Source organism: Candidatus Methanoperedens sp. (genome assembly GCA_012026795.1).
Classification (GTDB): Archaea; Halobacteriota; Methanosarcinia; order Methanosarcinales; family Methanoperedenaceae; genus Methanoperedens.
The window spans coordinates 52527-73978 of the sequence record VEPM01000021.1 but is presented as its reverse complement, the minus strand read 5'-3'; the positions used below and the strand labels follow the sequence as shown (position 1 = coordinate 73978).

The 21452-nt window shown below is 42.4% G+C and carries 16 protein-coding genes and 2 pseudogenes; 9 read left to right on the top strand and 9 right to left on the bottom strand.

Annotation, left to right across the window (positions count from 1 at the left end; translation table 11 throughout):
* Nucleotides 1-50 precede the first annotated feature (50 nt).
* From FIB07_11580 to FIB07_11565, 4 genes and pseudogenes are all read right to left on the bottom strand, one after another.
* Nucleotides 51-389 carry a TIGR04255 family protein gene (locus tag FIB07_11580; GenBank protein NJD53494.1) on the bottom strand — a complete coding sequence of 113 codons (339 nt, stop codon included), beginning with the start codon at nucleotides 387-389 and terminating at the stop codon, nucleotides 51-53.
* 389 nt (nucleotides 390-778) lie between these two features.
* A complete protein-coding gene (locus FIB07_11575) occupies nucleotides 779-1015 on the bottom strand; it encodes a hypothetical protein (protein NJD53493.1) in 237 nt (78 codons plus the stop codon).
* Between the two features lie 25 nt (nucleotides 1016-1040).
* Nucleotides 1041-4253: pseudogene (gene carB, locus FIB07_11570) on the bottom strand (carbamoyl-phosphate synthase large subunit).
* A gap of 62 nt (nucleotides 4254-4315) precedes the next feature.
* Nucleotides 4316-5473, bottom strand: a complete 1158-nt coding sequence (locus FIB07_11565) for a DEAD/DEAH box helicase (GenBank protein ID NJD53492.1) — start codon at nucleotides 5471-5473, stop codon at nucleotides 4316-4318.
* Between the two features lie 366 nt (nucleotides 5474-5839).
* Here FIB07_11565 and FIB07_11560 point away from each other — a divergent pair, with 366 nt between their 5' ends.
* From FIB07_11560 to FIB07_11550, 3 genes are read left to right on the top strand one after another with little or no spacing between them, the layout of a single operon-like run.
* Nucleotides 5840-6430, top strand: a complete 591-nt coding sequence (locus FIB07_11560; protein ID NJD53491.1) for a TetR/AcrR family transcriptional regulator — start codon at nucleotides 5840-5842, stop codon at nucleotides 6428-6430.
* A 4-nt stretch (nucleotides 6431-6434) separates the two neighbouring features.
* Complete coding sequence (locus FIB07_11555; protein ID NJD53490.1) at nucleotides 6435-9107, top strand: pyruvate, phosphate dikinase; 2673 nt, start codon at nucleotides 6435-6437, stop codon at nucleotides 9105-9107.
* A gap of 3 nt (nucleotides 9108-9110) precedes the next feature.
* Nucleotides 9111-10469 carry a radical SAM protein gene (locus tag FIB07_11550; protein ID NJD53489.1) on the top strand — a complete coding sequence of 453 codons (1359 nt, stop codon included), beginning with the start codon at nucleotides 9111-9113 and terminating at the stop codon, nucleotides 10467-10469.
* Between the two features lie 116 nt (nucleotides 10470-10585).
* Here FIB07_11550 and FIB07_11545 read toward each other — a convergent pair whose 3' ends face one another.
* Nucleotides 10586-10792, bottom strand: a complete 207-nt coding sequence (locus FIB07_11545; protein ID NJD53488.1) for a hypothetical protein — start codon at nucleotides 10790-10792, stop codon at nucleotides 10586-10588.
* A gap of 914 nt (nucleotides 10793-11706) precedes the next feature.
* On the opposite strand from FIB07_11545, the gene FIB07_11540 reads away from it, so the two are divergent.
* The 4 genes from FIB07_11540 (at nucleotide 11707) to FIB07_11525 (ending at nucleotide 16668) form a co-directional block, all read left to right on the top strand.
* Nucleotides 11707-13008: a DUF2254 domain-containing protein gene (locus tag FIB07_11540; GenBank protein NJD53487.1), complete on the top strand. Its 1302-nt coding sequence runs from the start codon at nucleotides 11707-11709 to the stop codon at nucleotides 13006-13008.
* A 638-nt stretch (nucleotides 13009-13646) separates the two neighbouring features.
* Nucleotides 13647-14081: a dihydrofolate reductase gene (locus tag FIB07_11535; GenBank protein NJD53486.1), complete on the top strand. Its 435-nt coding sequence runs from the start codon at nucleotides 13647-13649 to the stop codon at nucleotides 14079-14081.
* Nucleotides 14082-14398: 317 nt separating this feature from the next.
* The gene (locus FIB07_11530; GenBank protein ID NJD53485.1) at nucleotides 14399-15820 is read left to right on the top strand and encodes an FAD-binding oxidoreductase; all 1422 of its coding nucleotides are present in this window, start codon (nucleotides 14399-14401) and stop codon (nucleotides 15818-15820) included.
* A gap of 86 nt (nucleotides 15821-15906) precedes the next feature.
* Nucleotides 15907-16668 (top strand): SDR family oxidoreductase, encoded by a 762-nt coding sequence (locus FIB07_11525; GenBank protein ID NJD53484.1) that lies wholly within the window; start codon nucleotides 15907-15909, stop codon nucleotides 16666-16668.
* 225 nt (nucleotides 16669-16893) lie between these two features.
* Here the strand turns inward: FIB07_11525 and FIB07_11520 are convergent.
* Nucleotides 16894-17148, bottom strand: a pseudogene (locus FIB07_11520) (lantibiotic ABC transporter).
* Between the two features lie 78 nt (nucleotides 17149-17226).
* On the opposite strand from FIB07_11520, the gene FIB07_11515 reads away from it, so the two are divergent.
* Complete coding sequence (locus FIB07_11515; protein ID NJD53483.1) at nucleotides 17227-17766, top strand: epoxyqueuosine reductase QueH; 540 nt, start codon at nucleotides 17227-17229, stop codon at nucleotides 17764-17766.
* A gap of 27 nt (nucleotides 17767-17793) precedes the next feature.
* The gene (locus tag FIB07_11510) at nucleotides 17794-18729 is read left to right on the top strand and encodes an ATP-grasp domain-containing protein (protein ID NJD53482.1); all 936 of its coding nucleotides are present in this window, start codon (nucleotides 17794-17796) and stop codon (nucleotides 18727-18729) included.
* Here the strand turns inward: FIB07_11510 and FIB07_11505 are convergent.
* From FIB07_11505 to FIB07_11495, 3 genes are read right to left on the bottom strand one after another with little or no spacing between them, the layout of a single operon-like run.
* Nucleotides 18696-19823, bottom strand: a complete 1128-nt coding sequence (locus tag FIB07_11505) for a flippase-like domain-containing protein (protein NJD53481.1) — start codon at nucleotides 19821-19823, stop codon at nucleotides 18696-18698. The genes FIB07_11510 and FIB07_11505 overlap by 34 nt on opposite strands.
* Nucleotides 19792-20478, bottom strand: coding sequence for a hypothetical protein (locus tag FIB07_11500; protein NJD53480.1), 687 nt, complete (start codon nucleotides 20476-20478; stop codon nucleotides 19792-19794). Before FIB07_11500 ends, FIB07_11505 begins: the two co-directional genes overlap by 32 nt.
* Nucleotides 20475-21413: a 2-hydroxyacyl-CoA dehydratase gene (locus tag FIB07_11495; protein ID NJD53479.1), complete on the bottom strand. Its 939-nt coding sequence runs from the start codon at nucleotides 21411-21413 to the stop codon at nucleotides 20475-20477. Before FIB07_11495 ends, FIB07_11500 begins: the two co-directional genes overlap by 4 nt.
* Nucleotides 21414-21452 lie beyond the last annotated feature (39 nt).

Below are 21452 nucleotides of genomic sequence, written 5' to 3'. Positions count from 1 at the left end.
GCATGATGAATCTCAGAGAAATTCACAGGAAGATATTGGCACTTATGGGCTCAAATTATGAAAAAATGTATTTGTGTTAGGGGGTATGCGGAATGTGGGCCATACGTAAATCTAACAGAATAATCAGACTTATTTAATTCTATTACGCCAACAGACCTTGATAGTTCACTTCGATTATCGACAAAATCAAGACTACAAATAAGTGGCGCTTTAATAAATTCAGTCCAATTAAATGGGTCTCCTTCATCAATAATTATTTGATTTATATAACGAAGCCCAATCCTCGATACTTTTATAGAAGGGCTCTGTTCTCCCAAATTTTGAATTACTCTTTGTACAAGTTCTTTAAATTCTTCATAATTATTATATTTTTTAAGTTCAAGACTAATTGTGTTGGGTTCTAAAACTCTCGAGCTTCGAACTCTGGAAGAGTATTTGAAACAACGCTCTTTATATTATCCAATACCTGCTGAGAACGGTTTATTTCGCCCGAAAAATCCAACCTTAATATTACCTGCTTCAAAAAATTTCCTGACATTATCTTCCCTTTATTGCGGAATAACATATATTATGATATTATGTATATACCTATCTATCCAATCTCAGTAATCAGTCACTACCCTTAGCCCCTTATCTTTGATACAAAAAATGTAGTTATATTTCAATATATTGCTAATGGATGCGCGAAAACGAGCACGTGGAGTCACCCCAAACCCCGTACAAATGTTACTCCGCCTGTAGTTTTTAGCTATATCGAATCTTATTGAAGCTTTATTATTTACTCTATTTCTTTGATCATCTTAACAAGCTGATCCGACAGATCCTCAAGCATCGTCTCCAATGTCTTTACCTTTTCGAATATATCCCTGATCTTTGCATTCCGGGCAGCTTTCCCATCCAGTTTCCCGGCTGATATCTCTTCTTTTTGTTTCATCTTCTGGCATTTTACACGATGCCTGCCTAACCCTCGTGTATCGAACTTATTTCCGCAGAATTCGCATATTACACCAGCCATATACCCGAAAGATGTACATTCTTGTTTATATAATACCCGATTTGACACCTTCATGGTGTTCCTGGAGTGATTTCACTTCTATACGATTTTCGCGGGCAGCCCTGATCCCTTTGGCAGCCGCACGGCCCGCATCCGTGGTCGTAAAATAAGGTATCTTATATTTAATAGCAGATTTACGGATGTAGCTGTCATCCTGGGCGCTCTGTTTCCCAAGTGGCGTATTAAGCACGAACTGGATCTCCCTGTTTTTCATCAGGTCTTCGATATTAGGCCGCCCTTCCTGCAATTTCTTGACATACTCGCAATCTATCCCGTTTCCCTTTAGAAAATCAGCAGTACCTTCGGTTGCGATAATCTTAAAACCCATCTGTGATAATTCTTTTGCGATAGCAAGCGCACCTTTCCTGTCAACCGGAGCTACTGTTATCAGCGCTCTTCCCTCAAGCGGCAGTGTAAACCCGGCTGCAACCTGCGATTTATAAAAAGCCATTGCAAATGAATCCGCCATTCCGAGCACTTCGCCGGTTGAGCGCATCTCAGGCCCGAGCACAGGATCGACCTCAGGGAACATGTTGAACGGAAAAACAGCCTCCTTGACCCCGAAATGACAATATATGCGCTTGTGGTTATCCATGTTTTCCAGTTTTTCACCGAGCACAACTTGCGTTGCGAGACGTGCCATCGATATACCCGTGACCTTGGATACCAGTGGCACAGTCCGCGATGCACGCGGATTCGCTTCAAGAATGTAAACTTTGCCATTCTGGATCGCATACTGGATATTTATAAGCCCGATAACTTTGAGTTCAATCGCAATCCGCCTTGTGTATTCTTCAAGGGTTTTGATCTGTTCATCCTTTATCCCTATCGGAGGCAGCACGCAGGCGCTATCACCTGAGTGGATGCCTGCAAGTTCGACATGTTCCATGATCGAAGGTATAATTACATCAGTGCCATCTGATATTGCATCAACTTCGCATTCAAGCGCATCTTCAAGGAACCTGTCAAGAAGCATGGGTTTCTCAGGCGTGATCTCAATTGCGCCAGCCACATATTTCCTGAGCATTTCCTCATCATAAACGATCTCCATACCGCGCCCGCCAAGCACATATGAAGGCCTGACCATAAGCGGATAGCCAATGCGGGCAGCGACAACAAGCGCCTGTGTCAGTGAAGTTGCAGTACCATGCTCTGGCGCAGGTATTTCCAGTTTATCAATAATTTGCGCGAATAGCTCCCTGTCTTCTGCAAGGTTGATACTATCAACTCAGGTTCCAAGGATATTTACTCCCGCCTCTTTGAGTTCTTCTGCAATGTTCAGGGGCGTCTGTCCTCCGAATTGCACGATTACTCCTTCAGGCTTTTCCTTTTCATAAATACTGAGTACGTCCTCAACAGTAACAGGCTCAAAATAAAGTTTATCAGAAGTGTCGTAATCAGTAGAAACCGTCTCAGGGTTGCAGTTGACCATTATTGATTCATAACCAATATCCCGAAGAGTAAATGCCGCATGCACGCAGGTATAATCAAACTCGATACCCTGTCCGATCCTGTTTGGCCCGCCCCCGATTATCATTATTTTCTTCCTGTCAGATACAGGTACCTCATCGGGCGCGTTATATGTAGAATAATAATAAGCTGCGTTCTTTGCACCGCTGACTGGTACGATATTCCATGCCTGCTTTAACCCGAGAGAGAGACGATGCTTTCGAATATCCTTTTCAGGAATATTGAGGATCTTCCCAAGATACCTGTCAGAAAAACCATCCTTTTTGGCCTTTATGAGAAGTTCATCGGGCAATTTTTTTCCCCTGTATGAAATGATCTTGTTTTCAAGTTCAACAAGCTCTTTCATCTGGCCAATGAACCAGGGTTTGATGTGTGTAAGTTTATACATCTCCTCTATTGTCATTCCCTTTCGCAGCGCTTCATACATCATGAACTGGCGCTCAGATGATGGTTCTTTCAGGAGCTTTCGCAAATCCTCAAGAGGAAGTTTATTGAAATTCTTTGCAAAGCCAAGCCCGTAGCGCCCTATCTCAAGTGAGCGTATTGCTTTCTGGAATGCTTCCTTGTAATTTTTCCCGATGCTCATTGCTTCGCCCACAGCACGCATTTGTGTGCCAAGTTTGTCGATCGATCCGGGGAATTTCTCAAATGCCCACCTCGCAAACTTTACCACAACATAATCGCCTGATGGGGTATATTTATCAAGCGTACCATCGCGCCAGTAAGGAATGTCTCGTAGCAACAGGCCTCCTGCAAGTTTTGCGGATACCAGTGCGATCGGGAATCCTGTTGCTTTGGAGGCAAGAGCCGATGAGCGTGATGTGCGCGGATTGATTTCAATTACTACCACGCGGTCACTCACAGGGTCGTGGGCGAACTGGATATTCGTGCCACCTATCACGCCGATCGCTTCAACTATCCGGTATGAATATTCCTGCAATCGTTCCTGTAATTCTTTGCTGATAGTGAGCATGGGCGCTGTGCAGAAACTATCGCCAGTGTGCACTCCCATGGCATCCACATTTTCTATGAAGCAGACTGTTATCTTGTTATTATCTGCGTCCCTTACTGCTTCGAGTTCGAGTTCCTCCCAGCCAAGCACCGATTCTTCAATGAGGACCTGCCCGATGATGCTGGCTGCAATGCCGCGGGCTGCAATAGTCCGAAGTTCCTCAATATTATAAGCGAATCCGCCTCCGGTTCCTCCCATGGTATATGCAGGCCTGATCACAACCGGATATCCGATTTCCTTAGCTATCTTTTCAGCACCCTCGACTGTGTACGTTGCCTCGCTTCGCGGCACTTCCAGGCCAAGCTGGTTCATCGTTTCCTTAAAGGCAATCCTGTCTTCCCCGCGTTCGATGGCATCTGCCTGGACTCCTATGATTTTCACGCCATATTTCTCAAGAACACCCATTTTATTAAGTTCAGAGGTCAGGTTAAGCCCGTTCTGCCCTCCAAGATTAGGGAGAACGGCATCCGGTCGTTCTTTCTCTAGGATCTTTGTGAGCGTCCGGGCATTGAGAGGTTCTATATATGTCCTGTCTGCCATTCCAGGATCGGTCATTATAGTTGCAGGGTTGGAATTAACCAGCACGATCTCATACCCCATCTGCCGCAGCGCCTTACAGGCCTGTGTTCCCGAATAATCGAACTCTGCTGCCTGGCCGATAAGAATCGGCCCGGAACCAATGATCAGTATTTTGTGGATGTCCTCTCGTTTGGGCAATATATTCACCTGCACCTTAGAGAGGTTAAGTATTTATTATACTTTTGATTCGGCCTGCATTTTTAAAAACGCCGCCTGTTCCTGTCACGCTGCTGCGGTTTTCTGGATACGGGCTTATTAGTCCTTCTTTCAGGCTTCCTGATCGCAGTTTTCGCAAACGCAGGCAATGGCTCTTCGGTTATCTCGACATCATTTTCTTTCAATACTTTTCCAAAATTATCATAATCAGGTCTTGAGAGAATGTTAATAGCTTTTCCTTCTGCCCCTGCTCTTGCTGTCCTTCCGATCCTGTGGATATACTGCTTGCTTTCACGGGGAATATCGTAATTGTAAACATGTGAAACGCCATGTATATCCAGCCCTCTTGCTGCCACATCGGTGCAAACAAGGACGCAGAATTTCCCAGTATGGAATTTCTGCATCACATCATTTCGTTTGTACTGGGTCAGTCCACCATGGATAGCGAGGGCATCTATACCCGAAAACCTGAGATTTTTTGTAATTTTGTCTGTATTTCTTTTGGTATTACAGAAAACCATGACAAGATCTGAATTTTCGTTCTTCAAAAGATGTACCAGCAATGAAAATTTTTGATCATCTGCTACATCATAATATGTCTGTAACAGTTTTTTCGGATCAACAAAAGAATCCACGGAAACCTGGAGCGGTTCGTACATATAGCGCCGGGAAAGCTGCACTACTTCTTTATTGATCGTTGCCGAGAATAAAAGAGTCTGGCGATCAAGCGGGCATTTCCGTATGATTTTTTCCACATCATCCTTAAATCCCATATCGAACATCCGGTCCGCTTCATCAAGGACAAGTGTTTTTACTTTTCCTAATCGAAGTGTATTTCTTGCGATATGGTCAAGTAATCTTCCCGGTGTTCCCACAACAACATCTGCTGTCTTTAATCCCCTGATCTGCGGATTTATTCCTACGCCGCCATAGACAGCGATAATTTCCAAAGGTTTATACTTTGAGAATTTACTTAAAGCCCGGGCGACCTGCTCAGCCAGTTCTCTTGTTGGAGTAAGCACAAGGGCCTGGATACCTCTTCCTTTTTCAGCGTTCTTTAATATACCGGCAGCAAATGCAAGCGTCTTTCCAGACCCTGTTGCTGACCCCGCAATAACATCTTTTCCTGCAATGATCAAAGGAATTGATTTTTCCTGTATTTCGCTGGGGCTTTCAAATCTCTCATCTTTTATTGATCTCAAAACAGGCTCACTTATGCCCAGAATTTTAAAACGTTCCATAATTTTTATGAAAAAGCGTAATTGCTCTTTCTTTCTAACCTCTTTAATTTATGTTCAAAACAATTAAGAGCTATAAACACAACTTTGTAAAAGTTCTTATTATTTTTCTACTTAAAAGCTTTATGACAATTTGCTTAACTACTTTAATTTACATAGTTAAGTGGAACATAGTATAGTTTAAGAGATGATAAGCTTTTTGTACTGTGGGAAGCAAGCCTAAAATCCAGAATTACTATAAGACATAATGAATATCAAAATCCTTAAATATGACTTATGGTCATATATGACTATAAGTCGCATCAGACTAAAAGTCATAATTGTTGACAGATGATAATTATGTCCCTGCGTGATAAAAAGAAGATCGAAACAAAGAATACCATTTTCGAAGTGGCTGGAAGATTATTCAAGGAAAAAGGGTATGACAACACAACTGTTGATGAGATAACAAAAGAAGCAGGGATAGGTAAAGGAACATTTTTTAACTATTTTCCAGCCAAGGAAGCGCTTCTCCAGGATTTCGTTAAGCAAAAGGAAGAGCTTGTTTTTGACCTGGTAAAAGATCAATTAACCCGAAATATAACCACAAAAGAAAAGATAAAGAACATACTTATTCTCGTGGCAAAGAGCAATGAAAAAGACAGGGAGCTTACAAAATTATTCGTTTTTGAGCATTTGAAACATTATGGACATGAAGAAAGAAGAAGCACCAGCCTCAATCATCTTATTCAGGTCATATTAGAGAAGGGTGAAAAAACAGGGGAATTCAAGATCGGTTCAGATTCTAAAATGGCGGCAGGAAATTTAACTGCCATTTATTTTTATTCGTTAATGGAATGGTTATGGTCAAAGAACGATTATTCTTTGTCGGATGACATATCAAAAAAAATTGACATGATATTTGAGGGTATTGGAAGGTGAAACTGTGAGTGAGAAAAAGGAAAAATATTTTCTAAACTGGGAAGAATCTGCCAATTCTTGCTCAGCAGAGGCAGGCGGCAAAGGATTGAATCTGGGGCGATTGCATCGATATGGTTTTTCAGTGCCTGACGGGGGTGTTTTGACATCTTTTGCATATCGCGATTTCCTGCAGGCTAACAACCTGGCAGGATCTATTAATGCTGCATACGGTATCAGGGCGGAATTCGTAAATGATCCGGTTAATGAAAAGAAGCTGGAAGAGATCAGGCGAAATATCAATGAAGGCCAGATACCCGTAACCGTCCGGCAGGAACTGGCAAAACAACTTGAAGCCATGAAACTGCTTGAAAAACCTGTGGCAGTCCGTTCATCAGCAACTGCCGAGGATTCCGCAACAGCATCATTTGCCGGAGTCCATGAGTCATTCCTGAATATCATGGGAATAGAGAATATAATCAAAGCAATAAAGGGCTGCTATGCTTCCCTCTGGACACCGCGTGCAGTTGCCTACAGGCGCAAAATGGGATTTGACGATGATAAGGTCGCTGTGGCCGTTGTAATAATGGAACTTGTACATGCGGCGGCAGCAGGTGTGGCTTTTAGCTGTGACCCGCGTACAGGCAGGCGCGACAGGATCTCAATCAGCGCCAATTTCGGTCTTGGCGAGTCGGTTGTGAGCGGTGCGGTCGAGCCGGATGAGTACCTGCTGCATTCAATGGCAGCACTGCCTGAAATCGTTGAAAAGAAAATCGGCAGCAAGAAGAAATATACAGGGCTTGTGCAAATTGGCGGGACAGAACTTGTAAGCGCGGGGAGTGAAGAAAACGGTATGCGACCCGTTCTCAATGATAACCAGATCATAGAACTGGGCTCGCTGACCCTGCGGGTATTCGAAGCTATGGGCAATGGAGTGGTCAATCAGGATATGGAATGGGCATACGATGGAAAGAAATTTCATATACTGCAGGCAAGACCCGTGACAAATCTCAGGGAACCGACACCCTCTGAACTGGCAGGTCAACCTGTTATCTGGTCGAATGCTAACATCAAAGACGCTGCACCAATGGTACTTACTGCGCTTTCCTGGAGTTTTTTCCGCGGTTCTCTCGATATGATGATGAATGCCAGCCTGCTGGCAGCAGGCTACAGGATGCCTGAAGGAACGAACTGGGTGAGGCTTTATAAAGGCAGGGGATATTTCAACCTGTCCTCATTTCAGTGGGGTTATTACGATGGTCTCGGTTTTCTTCCTGCAGAGCTTAACGCCAGCCTAGGCGGTCACCAGCCCGAGATAAGAGTACCCCCTGGCAATCCTTTAGGAGGACTTGCGGGAATTAAACGGGTCTGGAGGCGGATATATCTTATTATCAATATTCTCAGGACACAGCATTCTGCTGAAAAGATCTATAAGGACATGTGGGAAACAGTAGAGCTATGGAAGAAGCGGGATTTCCATGCAATGAACGATCAGGAAATGATCTCTAATTTCTCTGAAACCAATCCGAAAATTCTTGAGTATTGTTCCACATATATGGTTATTGGCCTCCCAACAGGTGTTTCTTTGTATTTTCTTGTACAGGCACTGGAGAAGGATTTCCCGGGTCGCGGTGCAGCCCTTGCAAACAGTTTGCTTGCCGGCGCCTCAGAAATAACAAGTGCCCAACACGGCTACAGGCTTATCGAACTGGGAAAGATAGTTCAGATGGATAAAGTTGCTCTTAAGTACTTTACTGCTGAACCCTTCAAACCATCGGCATGGAAAGATGAAATTCCCGAAGATTCCAGGTTCCGGCGGGAATTCGAAGAATTCTTGAAAGACTACGGCCACCGCGGGGTCTATGAAATAGACCTGTTGAATCCGCGCTGGGGTGAGGACCCGCGATATTTGCTTGAAATCATCAGGGCGCAGGTGCTATCACCCGCAAATATTGATCACAGGGCGGTTCAGGAAGCAAAACGCAAAGCTGCAGAAAAGGAGATCTCAGGAAAACTCAAATGGGGTTTGCGGCGGCTTACGGTCAGCAGGCTCATCAAGCAGGCAAGGAATAACGCAGGCACCAGGGAAATGGGAAAATCCGTGCTCGTAAAACCATTTGAAGTTTCACGTATGTTCTTCCAGGAGCTGGGGCGGCGTCTTGTGGAACGGGGGGTACTGGATGAACAGGCTGATGTTTATCACTGCGCCTGGCACGAACTTTCTGCGATCCTGGCAGGATACTCTGATGGCAGCGGGTTGAAGATACTGGTGGAAGAAAGAAAAAAGATGCGGGAGGAATTATCTCTTCTGGAGCCTCCTGATGTTATAATAGATGATGCGCCCCAGCCAAAAGCCGGGGCGCCTGAAGCATACGGGCAGGTGCTGGCAGGCATTGGTGTGGCAGCAGGAAGGGCTTCTGGCAGGGCGCGGCTGATCCGCCATCCCGGGGAAAATACCCGGCTGCAGGCTGGAGATGTTCTCGTAGCTCCATCCACAGACCCGGGCTGGACGCCGTTGTTTTTAAGGGCAAACGCTCTGGTTATGGAAGTGGGCGGCTCTCTCTCCCATGGGGCTGTTGTGGCAAGGGAATACGGTATTCCGGCGGTGGTCAATGTGCCGGGAGTGATGAAGACTTTGAAAGAGGGAGAACAGCTCACGGTTGATGGTGATGAAGGAAAAGTATATCGTAAACAGGAGTAGAAAATGAAAATATTACTGATACAGCCGGCGAAAGCCCAAAAAACGATCGGTGGAGAGGATGTTTTTATTTATGAGCCGCTTGCGCTCGAATATCTGGCTTCGGGCGTTAAGGATCATGACGTAAGAATACTTGATATGCGGATTGACAAAGACCTTGACTCCCAGATGCAAGAATTCAGGCCGAATGTTGTCGGGATCACTGCATATACTGTTCATGTGAATACAGTAAAAAATCTTTTTAATAAGATCAAGACGATTGATCCTGATATCTTTACGGTTGTTGGCGGCCATCATGCAACGGTTGCTCCTGAGGATTTCTTTACTCCCTGTATTGACCTTGTAGTAATGGGAGAGGGAGTTTTTGTATTCAAGGAAATCATTTCAAGGCTTGTATCTAACAGACCATTTGACGGGATTGCCGGGATATCATATCTGAAAGATGGAGAACGGGTAACGAATCCGCCTGAACCGGTAACCGACCTTGATATCTTTCCTTTCCCATCCAGGAAATTTACGGAAAAATACAGGAAATACTATTACAGTGAATGGATGAGACCGCTTGCATCTATACGAACATCAAAGGGATGCCCGAACAGGTGTAATTTCTGTGCACTGTGGAAGCTTACAGGTGGGAAGTACCTGAAAAGAAAGCCGGAAAACATTGTCAGGGAGCTATCCGGGATCAAGGAAAAATATGTTTTTTTTGCAGATGATGAATCCATGGTTGATGCAAGCAGGATGAAAAAACTTGCTGGACTGATCAGGGAAGCCGGAATTAAAAAACGTTATTTTCTTTATGGAAGAAGCGATACGATCGTAAAAAACCCGGATCTTATTAAAATATGGAAAGATATCGGACTTGAAAGGGTTTTTGTGGGACTTGAATTTTTCAGGGATGTAGACCTTAAATATATAAATAAAGGTTCAACTGTAGAAAATAATAAAGAGGCAATTAAAATATTGCAATCAAACGGCATAGAAATATATGCTTCATTTATTGTCAGGCCGGATTTTAATGAAGAAGATTTTAAAGAATTTAAAGAATATTGCAGGAAAATGGAGTTCACTTTCCTAAGCTTCTCTGTTCTTACTCCATTACCAGGGACAGATCTGTATGAAGAAGTTAAAGACCGTCTCATTACTGATGATTATGATCTCTTTGATTTTATTCATACCCAGCTTCCAACAAAACTCCCTTTGAAAGAATTTTTCAATAATCTCAATTCGTTGTATTTTGATACAATACCTCTGGGAAAAAGTATTTCATTCATGAGGAGATATCCATTGAAAGAAATACCGGGTTTGATAGCTCTTAGAATGAAAGTTGCAGGGCAGATGAAGAACGCATATAAGGATTATTAAAGGTGGGTGTAAAATCGGTTTATTTTCAGTTTCAACAATCTCGAATTGCTTTTTATTTTTTCCCCTGAGTTTATCCAATTCCCTCTCAAGCTGCCTGCTGATTTCGTAATTGTATTTCAAAGCCGGACACCAAATTTCTTTTCAAAATCTGAACTGGAAATAGTACCTTCTTTTTTTATTGATTCAAGCTTTCGGATATACTCTGGCTTGACATGATGCAGATCGTTATCTATATCCTCTATGGTTTCTTCGATGGATATTATTTTTGTTTTTAAGAAATCAAGATCGGATGCTATTTTTTGTAATAATTGTGCTTCAGACATATTGTATCTCCAAATTTTTTTATTTTGACCATTTTCTACATTGAACTTTAGATTTATTAGAATATTCTTTAACTTAGCCTTGATTTTATTTATACCCCAACCCCTCAAAATTCCCTTTGACCATGTCCTTGATAGCAGTTTCAATATCAGCCTGGCTTGGGCTAAGCCAAAAAGGGTTGCTTGATAAGGGGGCTCGTGGCAGGAACACATATCCGACTGACGCACGGCTATGAATTTTTCCTGACGGTCGGCCGGGACATTGAGCCGGAGGGATATTGATATTGGGCAGGGCGGGATATATGCGGTTCTTCGATTCAGAATCTGGATGATATTGGAAATGCCTGGGAAACATCTATGGGACTGGATAAAAGAGAACAAATATGAGTATATAGGAATGCAGAAAGGGGAGTTTGGTTGGTATAATGGGTTAGAGGAGCAGGTTAATTGGCATGAAGGGAAGGCGCCGGGCGAATGGGTGTTTGATCTGTAGGTGAAATTAAAATAATAACTGAGCCTTCCGGGGTGGCTGATGTCATCGGAAATTATCAATGTTCAAATCAAAAAGACCCTTCCGGTCTTGAAAATTTTTATATTGCCTGCCAGTGGGCAACCCCAGATGGGGGAGTCATATCAAACTTATACTCCGGTCGCCATGTGGTGCAGATACTCTATTACCGGGAGGGGAAGGCATTTTCGATTGTTGTGCCATGAGCTAAAGTTGACTTTGTCAGAAAAATAATCAGTCAATACCTCGATAGCAATTAAAACGCCAGCTACCGGCCCCGTACTTAGTCAGGGGTTTGTGACAGCATGAACGCAAAGATTCAAGCTCTAATGGGATGATTTAAATTAAGAACTATCTTATTAAATTAAGAATTCAGGCGTGAAGATAGAATGAAAGTTATAGGGATGCTATGAATCTGACAAAACAAAAAATCATTTCATATATCAAGAATAATTTAGATAATAAAGTCGAAATATATTGGATAATAGCTGTTGGTGCGGGTCTATTAGTAGCGATAGTTTCATATTTTCTTCCTTTGCCGCAAATTGATGCTACGTTGTATTTATTAAGTACCATATCCCAAGGGCTTGCAGCAATATTCACCTTAATATTTACAATCACAATTTTTGGTTCTCAAATGATGAGAAAATTCACCGCAATGGATAAGATGATAGATAATAAGTGGGCTATAATTTTAATGATTATTTTTTCTATTGGGATAATTTTACCTATGATGCAATTACGGACTGATGAGGATTTGCTTCACCTGAATCTTCTCGATACGGCGCAACTCAGCTTGAGCATCGACTTGGGAATTGCAACTTTTTGCGTTTTGGCAATAATACCGTATTTGATGAGAGTCAATCGTATTATGAAATATGAAGGGGGAGTATCAATACTAAATAATGAAATTTCTGAAGCTTTCTATTCTAACCAGGAACTAAAGGCTTCAAATAATGTCAAAGAGCTTGCAGAACTTTGTATAAGTTCTGCAGATGAAATGCTTGAAGATAAAACAATAGAAATTATCGACAATTTGAGAGAAATAGGATTAAAGGCTATAGATAAAGGATGGAGAGATACAGCACAAAAAAGCAAAGATGAACTGGAAAAAATTGGAATGAAAACCACGGAGAAAGAATTAGATGGTAAAGACCATATTTACAGTCCAATTAAGAAAGTTCTAATGGCATTAAAGGAAATAGAAGTTGAAGCCATGGATACAAAATTGAAACATTGGAAAATGGATATAACAAAGTCTACAATAGAAAGATTGAGTGAAATAGGTGTACAATCCATAGATCGCGATTTGAGTAAAAGTACTATCTCTGAAGCATTATTGGGTTTATCAGAAATAGGAGTTAGGGTTGCAAAGATCCCGTATATGATCGACATCGTTTTAGATGGTTTAGAAAGAATTGCCGATCAAGCCTACAAAAAAGATAGTGATAAATTCGAAAATCCAATAGAGGATTCATTAAAGTTTTTATGGGTCATCTGTTCTTTTGAAATGAAATACTGGCCTGATTATGCTACAGAGAATATATACCGTTTAAAAGCATCAAATAATCAAGTTATTAAAGATTTTGGAAGTAAAAAAATTCGCAGCAAGGCTTTAGAATATATATTAGAATATGATTATAAAACTGATGAACTAATAGAGGATGAATTCAAGAAATGCGAATTACTGTACGATGCAACTATTAAATAAAAAGATTATAGCACACTTTTCACAAATAAAAGCCATTGGGCATTTTTTGATGCTATTTCAAGGGTGGAAACAGCAGAGTATTGCGGAAGGAATTTCCTGAGATGAAATTGCAGGATACGAACCTGAAAATCAGCTATATCAACAGAAACAGAATTTAATGATCTATACTATAATTATTTTCACATATTAAAATCGTTGTCCTTTGAATATCTACGACAAGAATAACGGTCATGGCGCTAAAATTGGGGCACTGGAAAAAAAGTTTGTTCATACTCACATTTTTAAGTAAATTTCGATTTGTAATGAAGGGGGATAATAATATGTTTTCTCCAAAACCGAAAACAACATCTTTATAAATCTCAAAACCATAACAATATTTAAGAGAAAAGGGGCGACATTTGTAAACATTAACGGTCGTGGGAAACCTTTGTTCGCAGACGTCGGGCATCTCGAATCTAAGGCAACTTTCGCTATCGAAATAAGGGAAGGAAACCATTATGAGACAAATAATTGTATCTGAATTCTACACGTTAGACGGCCTCATGTCCGATCCGGAAGATAAAATGAAGTGGGTCCTGGGTAGTTTCAACGATGAAATGGGAAAATAAGAAAGCAACCTCTATGACAATGCTGACACCCTGCTTCTTGGAAGAACAACGTACAAAATTTTTGAGGGCTATTGGCCCACGGCTGCCTCAAATCCAGCAACTTCACAGGGCAATATCGAAATGGCGCACAAGATTAACAATATAACCAAAATTGTTTTTTCTCATTCCATGGAAGGCGTTGAATGGAAAAATTCAAAAATTCTTAAAGAGATCAATCCTGAAGAAATAGAAAAGATGAAGCAGGGGAAGGGTAAGAATATCCTGGTCATTGGAAGTGCCAGTATTGTGCAACAACTCACAAATCTTGGTTTAATTGACGAGTATCATTTATTACTTCATCCTGTTGTCCTGGGTAGTGGAAAACCATTGTTTAAGGATATCGAACAAAAACATGACCTGAAGCTTCTTGAAGCTAAGACCTTCAGTAATGGAGTCGTCATGCTTCGCTATGCTCCTACAAAATAAGGGGAAATTATTGTTAAAAACCAAACAATTCAAACTATCTTTGCGGACTTTGAAAAAAAAATTAACAACGAACTCGTACGAACTGAAACGAACTCACGCTACCAGTTTAAATGGCTAAGATAGCTTGTCCGACTGCGATTTTTTCATGAGTATGAAAGCAACTTATATCGATTCATACAAATTTATTTATACCGGGAACAGAGATTAATTACTGAGTGCAAGTGCGTGGCTTAAAGGGAATGTCGGTTTTGAAATCCACGCCCCAATGGAGGTAAAATCATGAATAAATTGGCAAATAGAGTGAAAGGTGCAAATTTATGGTAGAACAAATCACAATCACCAAGGGTCAGACCCTTAATGAGGCGATCGTTCAAAAATTTAAAGCAGGCTTCCGGGGTGAGCTCATCCGTCCAGGGGACGCAGGTTACGATGAAGCACGTAAAATATGGAACGGGATGATTGACAAATATCCTGCGCTCATTGCGCGCTGCACCGGAGCTGTAGATGTCATCAACGCTGTCAATTTTGCCCGCGCCAATAAGCAACTTGTGGCAGTGCGTGGTGGTGGGCATAACGTGGCAGGTAATGCGGTCTGTGACGGCGGCATTGTCATTGACCTGTCGCGAATGAAAGGTATCCGTGTCGATCCGGTCAGGCGAATCGCCCGCGCCGAACCTGGTCTTACGTGGGCCGATTTCGACCGGGAGACCCAGGCGTTTGGTCTGGCACTACCAGGCGGCATACAGTCCACGACTGGCATTGCTGGTTTTACTGTTGGCGGTGGTTTTGGTTACCTTTCACGAAAGTACGGTCTGACAGTAGATAACCTCCTGTCGGCAGATGTAGTAACCGCGGATGGAAGGCTTCTGATCGCCAGCGATAAAGAGAATGACGATCTATTCTGGGGCATACGAGGCGGCGGCGGTAACTTCGGGATAGTAACATCATTCGAGTTCAAACTTTATCCAGTCGGTCCAACAGTACTCGGAGGCAGGTTGATCTATCCCATTGAAAAGGCAAAAGAAGTCTTGCAATTCTATCGTGGATTCATAGCTAAAGCTCCTGATGATTTAGATACCATCCTTGCCTTCGTGACAGCGCCAAAAGCAGCGCCAATGCCAGAAAATATTCAGGGAAAAACTGTACTCTTTGTTATCATCTGCTATACCGGGCCGATCAAGGAGGGAGAACGTGTCATCAAATCCCTAAGAACGTCTTGCCCGCCAGCAATCGATCTTCTCGGCCCCACTCCATACACGGCACTGCAAAAAATGTTGGATGCCGGGAATCCACCGGGATGGCAGAACTATTGGAAGTCTGAGTACCTGAAAGATTTAAGTGATGAAGCCATTGATATCCTCATCGATTATGCTGCAAAAAGACCTTCACCCATGTCGAAGATGCTTATTGGTCATCTCATGGGTGCTGTGAGCCGTGTGGGCGATGACGAAACGCCTTATAATCACCGTGATGCGCCCTTCATCATCAACATCGTCGGTATGTGGCAAGACACCACGAAGAATGATGAGAATATCAAATGGGCACGCGACCTGTGGAACGCTGTGCAGCCCTTCGCAACAGGTGGCGTATACGTGAACTTCCTGATGACCGAGGGGGCTGATAGGGTAATGGCTGCCTACGGCAAGAAGAAGTACGAGCGGCTCGCGGCGCTAAAGAACAAGTATGATCCCACAAACTTCTTCAGCCTGAACCAGAACATCAAGCCGGGAAAATTATAAGGCGATGGAAAATAGATGTTCTATAAGGGAGGAGTTACTATGGAAAAAGCTGACAAATATATATTAAATAAAAAGGAGGCGCCGAAATGACCGGGTCGTTAGAGGGTAAGGTTGCACTTGTGACCGGTGGCAGTTCCGGGATCGGAAGAGCTTCTGCGCTGGCGTTTTCCAGGGAAGGGGCAAAGGTCGTGGTGGCTGATGTGCAGGTGAAGGGCGGAGAGGAAACAGTAAGGATAATTAAAGATACAGGTCGTGAAGCCATATTCGTTAAAGCTGATGTATCAAAGGCTTCCGATGTTGAGGAATTGATCAGTACCGCAGTCAGTACCTACAACAGATTGGACTGCGCCCACAACAATGCGGGTATCGAGGGAGCCAGAACCCTCACCGCAGACTGCACCGAGGAGAACTGGGACCGTGTTATTGATATCAATCTCAAAGGTGTGTGGCTGTGCATGAAGTACGAGATACCTCAGATGCTCAGGCAGAAAGGTGGTGCCATAGTCAATACATCGTCTGTGGCCGGGCTTGTAGGTTTCAGGTATATACCTGCCTATTGTGCATCCAAAGGCGGCATAATTTCGCTTACGCGCGCGGCTGCGCTGGAATATGCAGACAGGGGCATTCGTATTAACGCCGTATGCCCTGGCGTTATCCGCACGCCAATGGTTGAAAGGCTCACAGGCGGCAAACAAGAGTTTGAAGCGCAGTATATCAAAATTGAACCGGTAGGGCGGTTGGGTACACCGGAAGAAGTAGCTGAGGCTGTGGTATGGCTGTGCTCAGATGCGGCTTCGTTTGTCGTAGGTCATCCAATGGTCGTAGATGGAGGACTGGTCTCACAGTAGCTGCAGTCTGGCACTGGAGAGAGGGATTGGTTCAAGTCAATTAAAAAAGATGATGAGCCGGATATCTTGCTTATTGGCTCTGGCCAAAGACACTGTCTGGCCATCGATTCACTACTATTTGCGCTCAACTTTTTTATTCATGTTAATCAACTTTTATCAATTTCCATCAAAATTTCCATTGCCGATTTTTCCTTCCCGGATAAATCAATAAGAATTTCTGAAAATGGATGAAGTTTCAGATATCTCCAATCTCAAGTTTAAGTTTTTGGCAATATTCTGGGTCAGCAGGTCTGTTTTGATTCTTCCTCCAATAAAGGGAAAATCCATGATTTTCATGTTCCAGAATATAAAGCCCAATCCTTCACCTAATCCAAAAAGCATTGGTTCGGACAGTTCTATGCCAATATGTTTTAGCAATGTCCCCGTTGTTGTAGTTTCACAATGCTGCCCTTTAAATGGTTTAAGATTTTCAATTATCATATTTACTCATATTTTACTCTAATTTATTATTTATTAGTATTCTATGGTGTATTTATTTTAAAGAGGTAAATAGATATTATGAAAATTCTCACCCATGTTTGCTGCGCCCCCTGTTTCACATATCCTCATAAAAGAATGCTTGAGGAAGGACACGATGTAACAGCTTTTTTTTATAACCCCAATATTCATCCTTTCCAGGAATATAAAAATCGCCTGGAATCTGTGGAAAAATATGTGGAGTTAAAAGGAACAAAAGTTATCTACGATAATAATTACGAGATTGAAGACTATCTCCGGGGGGCACTTTCTGCAGAAGAACGATGCACATTCTGCTATACTGCCAGACTTGAACAGACCGCAAAAATGGCAAAACATCTGGAATTTGATGCTTTCACTACCACTCTTCTCATTTCACCATACCAGAAACATGATATACTCGCCAGGGTTGGGGAAAAAATAGCTCATGAGTTCGGGATCGCGTTCTATTATGAGGATTTCAGGGAAGGATATCAGGAATCCCGTAATATATCGAGGGATCTTGGACTTTATATGCAAAAATATTGCGGTTGCATTTTCAGTGAGAAAGAACGTTACTTCAAAAAGAAACCGCAGTTTTAATACTTACCAGCCCATTACATCATTTTAATGAAAATCCTTGTGACAGAATATGCAGTAGGCGCCGGCATCGAGGAATTCATGCTTGAAGGAAAAGCAATGCTTGATACCCTTGTAAAAAGCTTTGTTTCATGCGGACATGTTGTATTATATCCTTCGGCAGGCGTAAAACTCCAATCGGGAAAGGCCATCAGGACAACCGGGTTTGAAGGAACGGTGAGGAAATTGTCAAAAGAATGTGATGCAGCTCTGGTTATTGCGCCTGATGAAATCCTCGGTGACCTGACCGAAATAATTGAAAAAAATTCCGTAAACCTTGGATGCCCGTCAGATTCAATACGCCTGTGTGCGGATAAACTGGAATGTACCCGTATTCTTTCTCATGCAGGCATACCTGTCCCGGAAACCATTGGGAGCGGTGAATACGGAGTGGGATATAATGGTGATTTTAACGGTGATTTCGTAATTAAACCCAGGTTTGGCTGCGCTTCCGAAGGAATATATAGAAGCAAAAGAGGAAAAATAAAAGAAGGTTTCATCGCTACTGCATTTGTTGAAGGAGAACACTTAAGCGTCAGTTTGATAACCGGCAAGACCCAGCTGCCCCTTACAGTAAACAGGCAGTTGATTGAAATCAAAGACAACTTTTCCTATAAAGGAAGCGTAGTGCCATATCATTGCGAAAGGAACGGAGAGATAATAGATGTAGCAAAAAAAACTGCAAGAATCCTGGGATGCCGCGGATATTCAGGCATAGATATTGTTCTTGGGGATAAACCGTATGTGGTAGATGTTAATCCAAGACCAACCTCATCCATAATAGGGATATCAAAAGTGATGGAAACACAAATTGCTGACCTGATACTAAAGTCTAAATTCGGGGAACTTCCGGATCATGTGGAAATAAATGGCAGTTTCACTTTTACGAAGGATCAGCTATCTTTTTTTAAAAGAGCCCAGAAATAGTAAGCTCCTAAAATAGTATTGAACCAGTAGGATGAAAGCCTGTAAAGTAATGTTGCAAGTATTGCCGTCTGGGCAGGCACGCCTCCGGCTATGAAAAGGATTGCCATTGTAGTGTCAACAATTCCAAGTCCACCTGGCAGGAAAAGAGGGAGCCAGCTACTGACCATAGAGATGGTATAGGAAATGATCAATACACTGATATGGATATGAGTTTCATCTATGGACAGAAATACCATATATATCGCCATCAGGTCAAAAACCCATCCGAAATATGATAATACCAGGACTTTTGCAAGGCCTTTCTTATCCTGCTTAATATTCCTGAGACCCCCATGGAATGAGTTAATTGATTTGTCCACAGCAACAAGGTATGCGGTATGGTCAAAACCTTTTTTCACCAGTCCGATGAATGGAGCAAAAAAGCGTATGGATGAATGGACAAATGAAGATAATTTATCTTTCCTTATATAAAAATATATTATAAGAAAGAATATTGAAAGAGTAAGCCCGATAGAGAATACCAACCCAACTATCTCCCAGAACCCCAGTTTTATCATGGGATTGGAAAACAGGAGCCAGATACCAAACATACCGATCGTTAAGAATGGGAACATATTCAGCATCCTCACTGAGACTATACCAGCAAAACATTCAGACTTGCTCGTTCCTGTTTCTTTTCCGAGATACATGGCTTTTACAGGTTCTCCGGCTGTCCCGAATGACGGCGTTATATTATTGATAAATGTTCCAGCCATAAAGAATTTGAATAATTTATAAAGGCTGATCTTTGCAGGGATCAGGCATCGCCATGAGATTGTGAAGGTTATCATATTCAATAAATTAAAAAATACTGCAAGGAGAAGTAAAGGTTTATTGGCGTTATTTACCAGGCTAAAAAATTTCTCAAATCCTATCTGTTTTGCAAAAATTGTAAAAATAATTGCACCGATTACAATTACAAACAGAATATTTCTCGATTTGAATCTTTCCATGAAATCCCACCGATACTTGCTCTTACACTTAATAAGAATTGTGGGTAATTCTTTGGGTATATAATTCGAATCAGGAATGATACTTAAGCGCGCCCAGGGCATTCACGATCTGCGGCTCATCCGGCACAAGGACTTCTTTTTTGAGGATATCTTCAAGCGCTGATAACATCCCTGTATTCTTTACTGTCCCGCCGATAAGAACAAGTTTTTGCGCCTCCGGCACCATAAACGAGATCCTGCGCGCAAATGCATAATGCATCCCTGCAATGACTTCTTCCTGTGTGTATCCTGCAACAAGCTGTGAGATCATCTCTGAGAGCGCAAATACCCCGCATGTATTATTTATCGCAGGGATTCGTTTTGCCCTGCTGTGAAATGAACCCATATCCTTTAGTTCGATCCTGAAATAATTTGCAACGAATTCAAGGAAAGCGCCTGTGCCTGCGCTGCATTTGTCGTTTATTACAAAATTATTTTTCTTGACGTCAATGACTTTTGTGTCCTGTCCCCCGATATCAACAATAACATCAGCATCAGGAAAATAATGCCGGACACCATAAATGGCAGCCGTTATTTCAGTGACAGAGGCGCGATGTGAGACCAGGTTCCGAAAGTACCCGGTTGAAATAATATCATTCCCGTCAATTCCGGTTACCAGGTCTTTCCAGTTATGCGTCCCTGTTATCTGGTATTTTATTTCACCATCTTCAATTGAAACTTTTTTGGCAGTCGTACTGCCCACGTCAAGCCCTATCATGATCTCTCAAGCAACTCCCTGAAGGCTTCAAGCCTCAATTTTATCTGCTCCGGAGTATTACCCGGAAGGTCCCCCTGGATTGTCAGCATCGGATAATCAAGCTCTGACCTCATGATCTCATCTTCAAGCATATGGTGACAGGCAAATTGCGTATAATGTATTACTCCGTCAACTTTTCTTTTTTCAAGTTCCTCCTGGAGGAATTTTATCCTGAAATCAAGCGGCCTTGCAAATGTGTAGTTGCAATAATCACGGGCGATACCAGGAATATCAGCTCCTGAGTGCCTGATAAATTCAAAAGGAAGCTCATCAAATACTATAGCAAGGCCCAGATCCCCTGCAACATCATGGAAATCATGGAATATCGGAGGAACACCGATTAACGCAACCCTGTTGTCCAGGTCAATTTTTTGCTCTTTTGTTGATGAAATAACTTCCCTGAATTTATCAAGATCACTCATTAAGTCTGAAAAAGATATCATGACCCTGAAAGCATCACCTGCCGAAATCTTCCCGTCAGCTCTTTTTTTATCAATCTTTTGCCCTGATCTTTTAAGCTCCCTGATCTGTCCGGGTTTTTCGGGTGAGCCAATGTTTCCCAGGAAATCACTGAGTCCGTACAATTGTGATTCCAGATAATCGGGGTCCCCGTCGAAAGGATAAAAGAAAAAATGGGTGGGAATGCCGCTCATAGCAACTTTCTGGCCATCCACAAGCGCATTATGGCAGTCCCCGCCTGCAACCACGATAAGAGAATCGATATTGATCTCTCTTTTTGAAAGCATCTCCTGCCAGATGGCGGTCCAGGCGCATAATTTGTTGCGCGGATATTTTTTTGATCCGGGGATGACATTATTGACATCAAAGGGCTCGCTATTGCACGCAAATATCAATTCCGGCGGAACAAGAGCAGTAATTGCGGTCTTTTTTTGCACGATGCACCAATTATTTACCGTTAATTTATATTTTCTTAT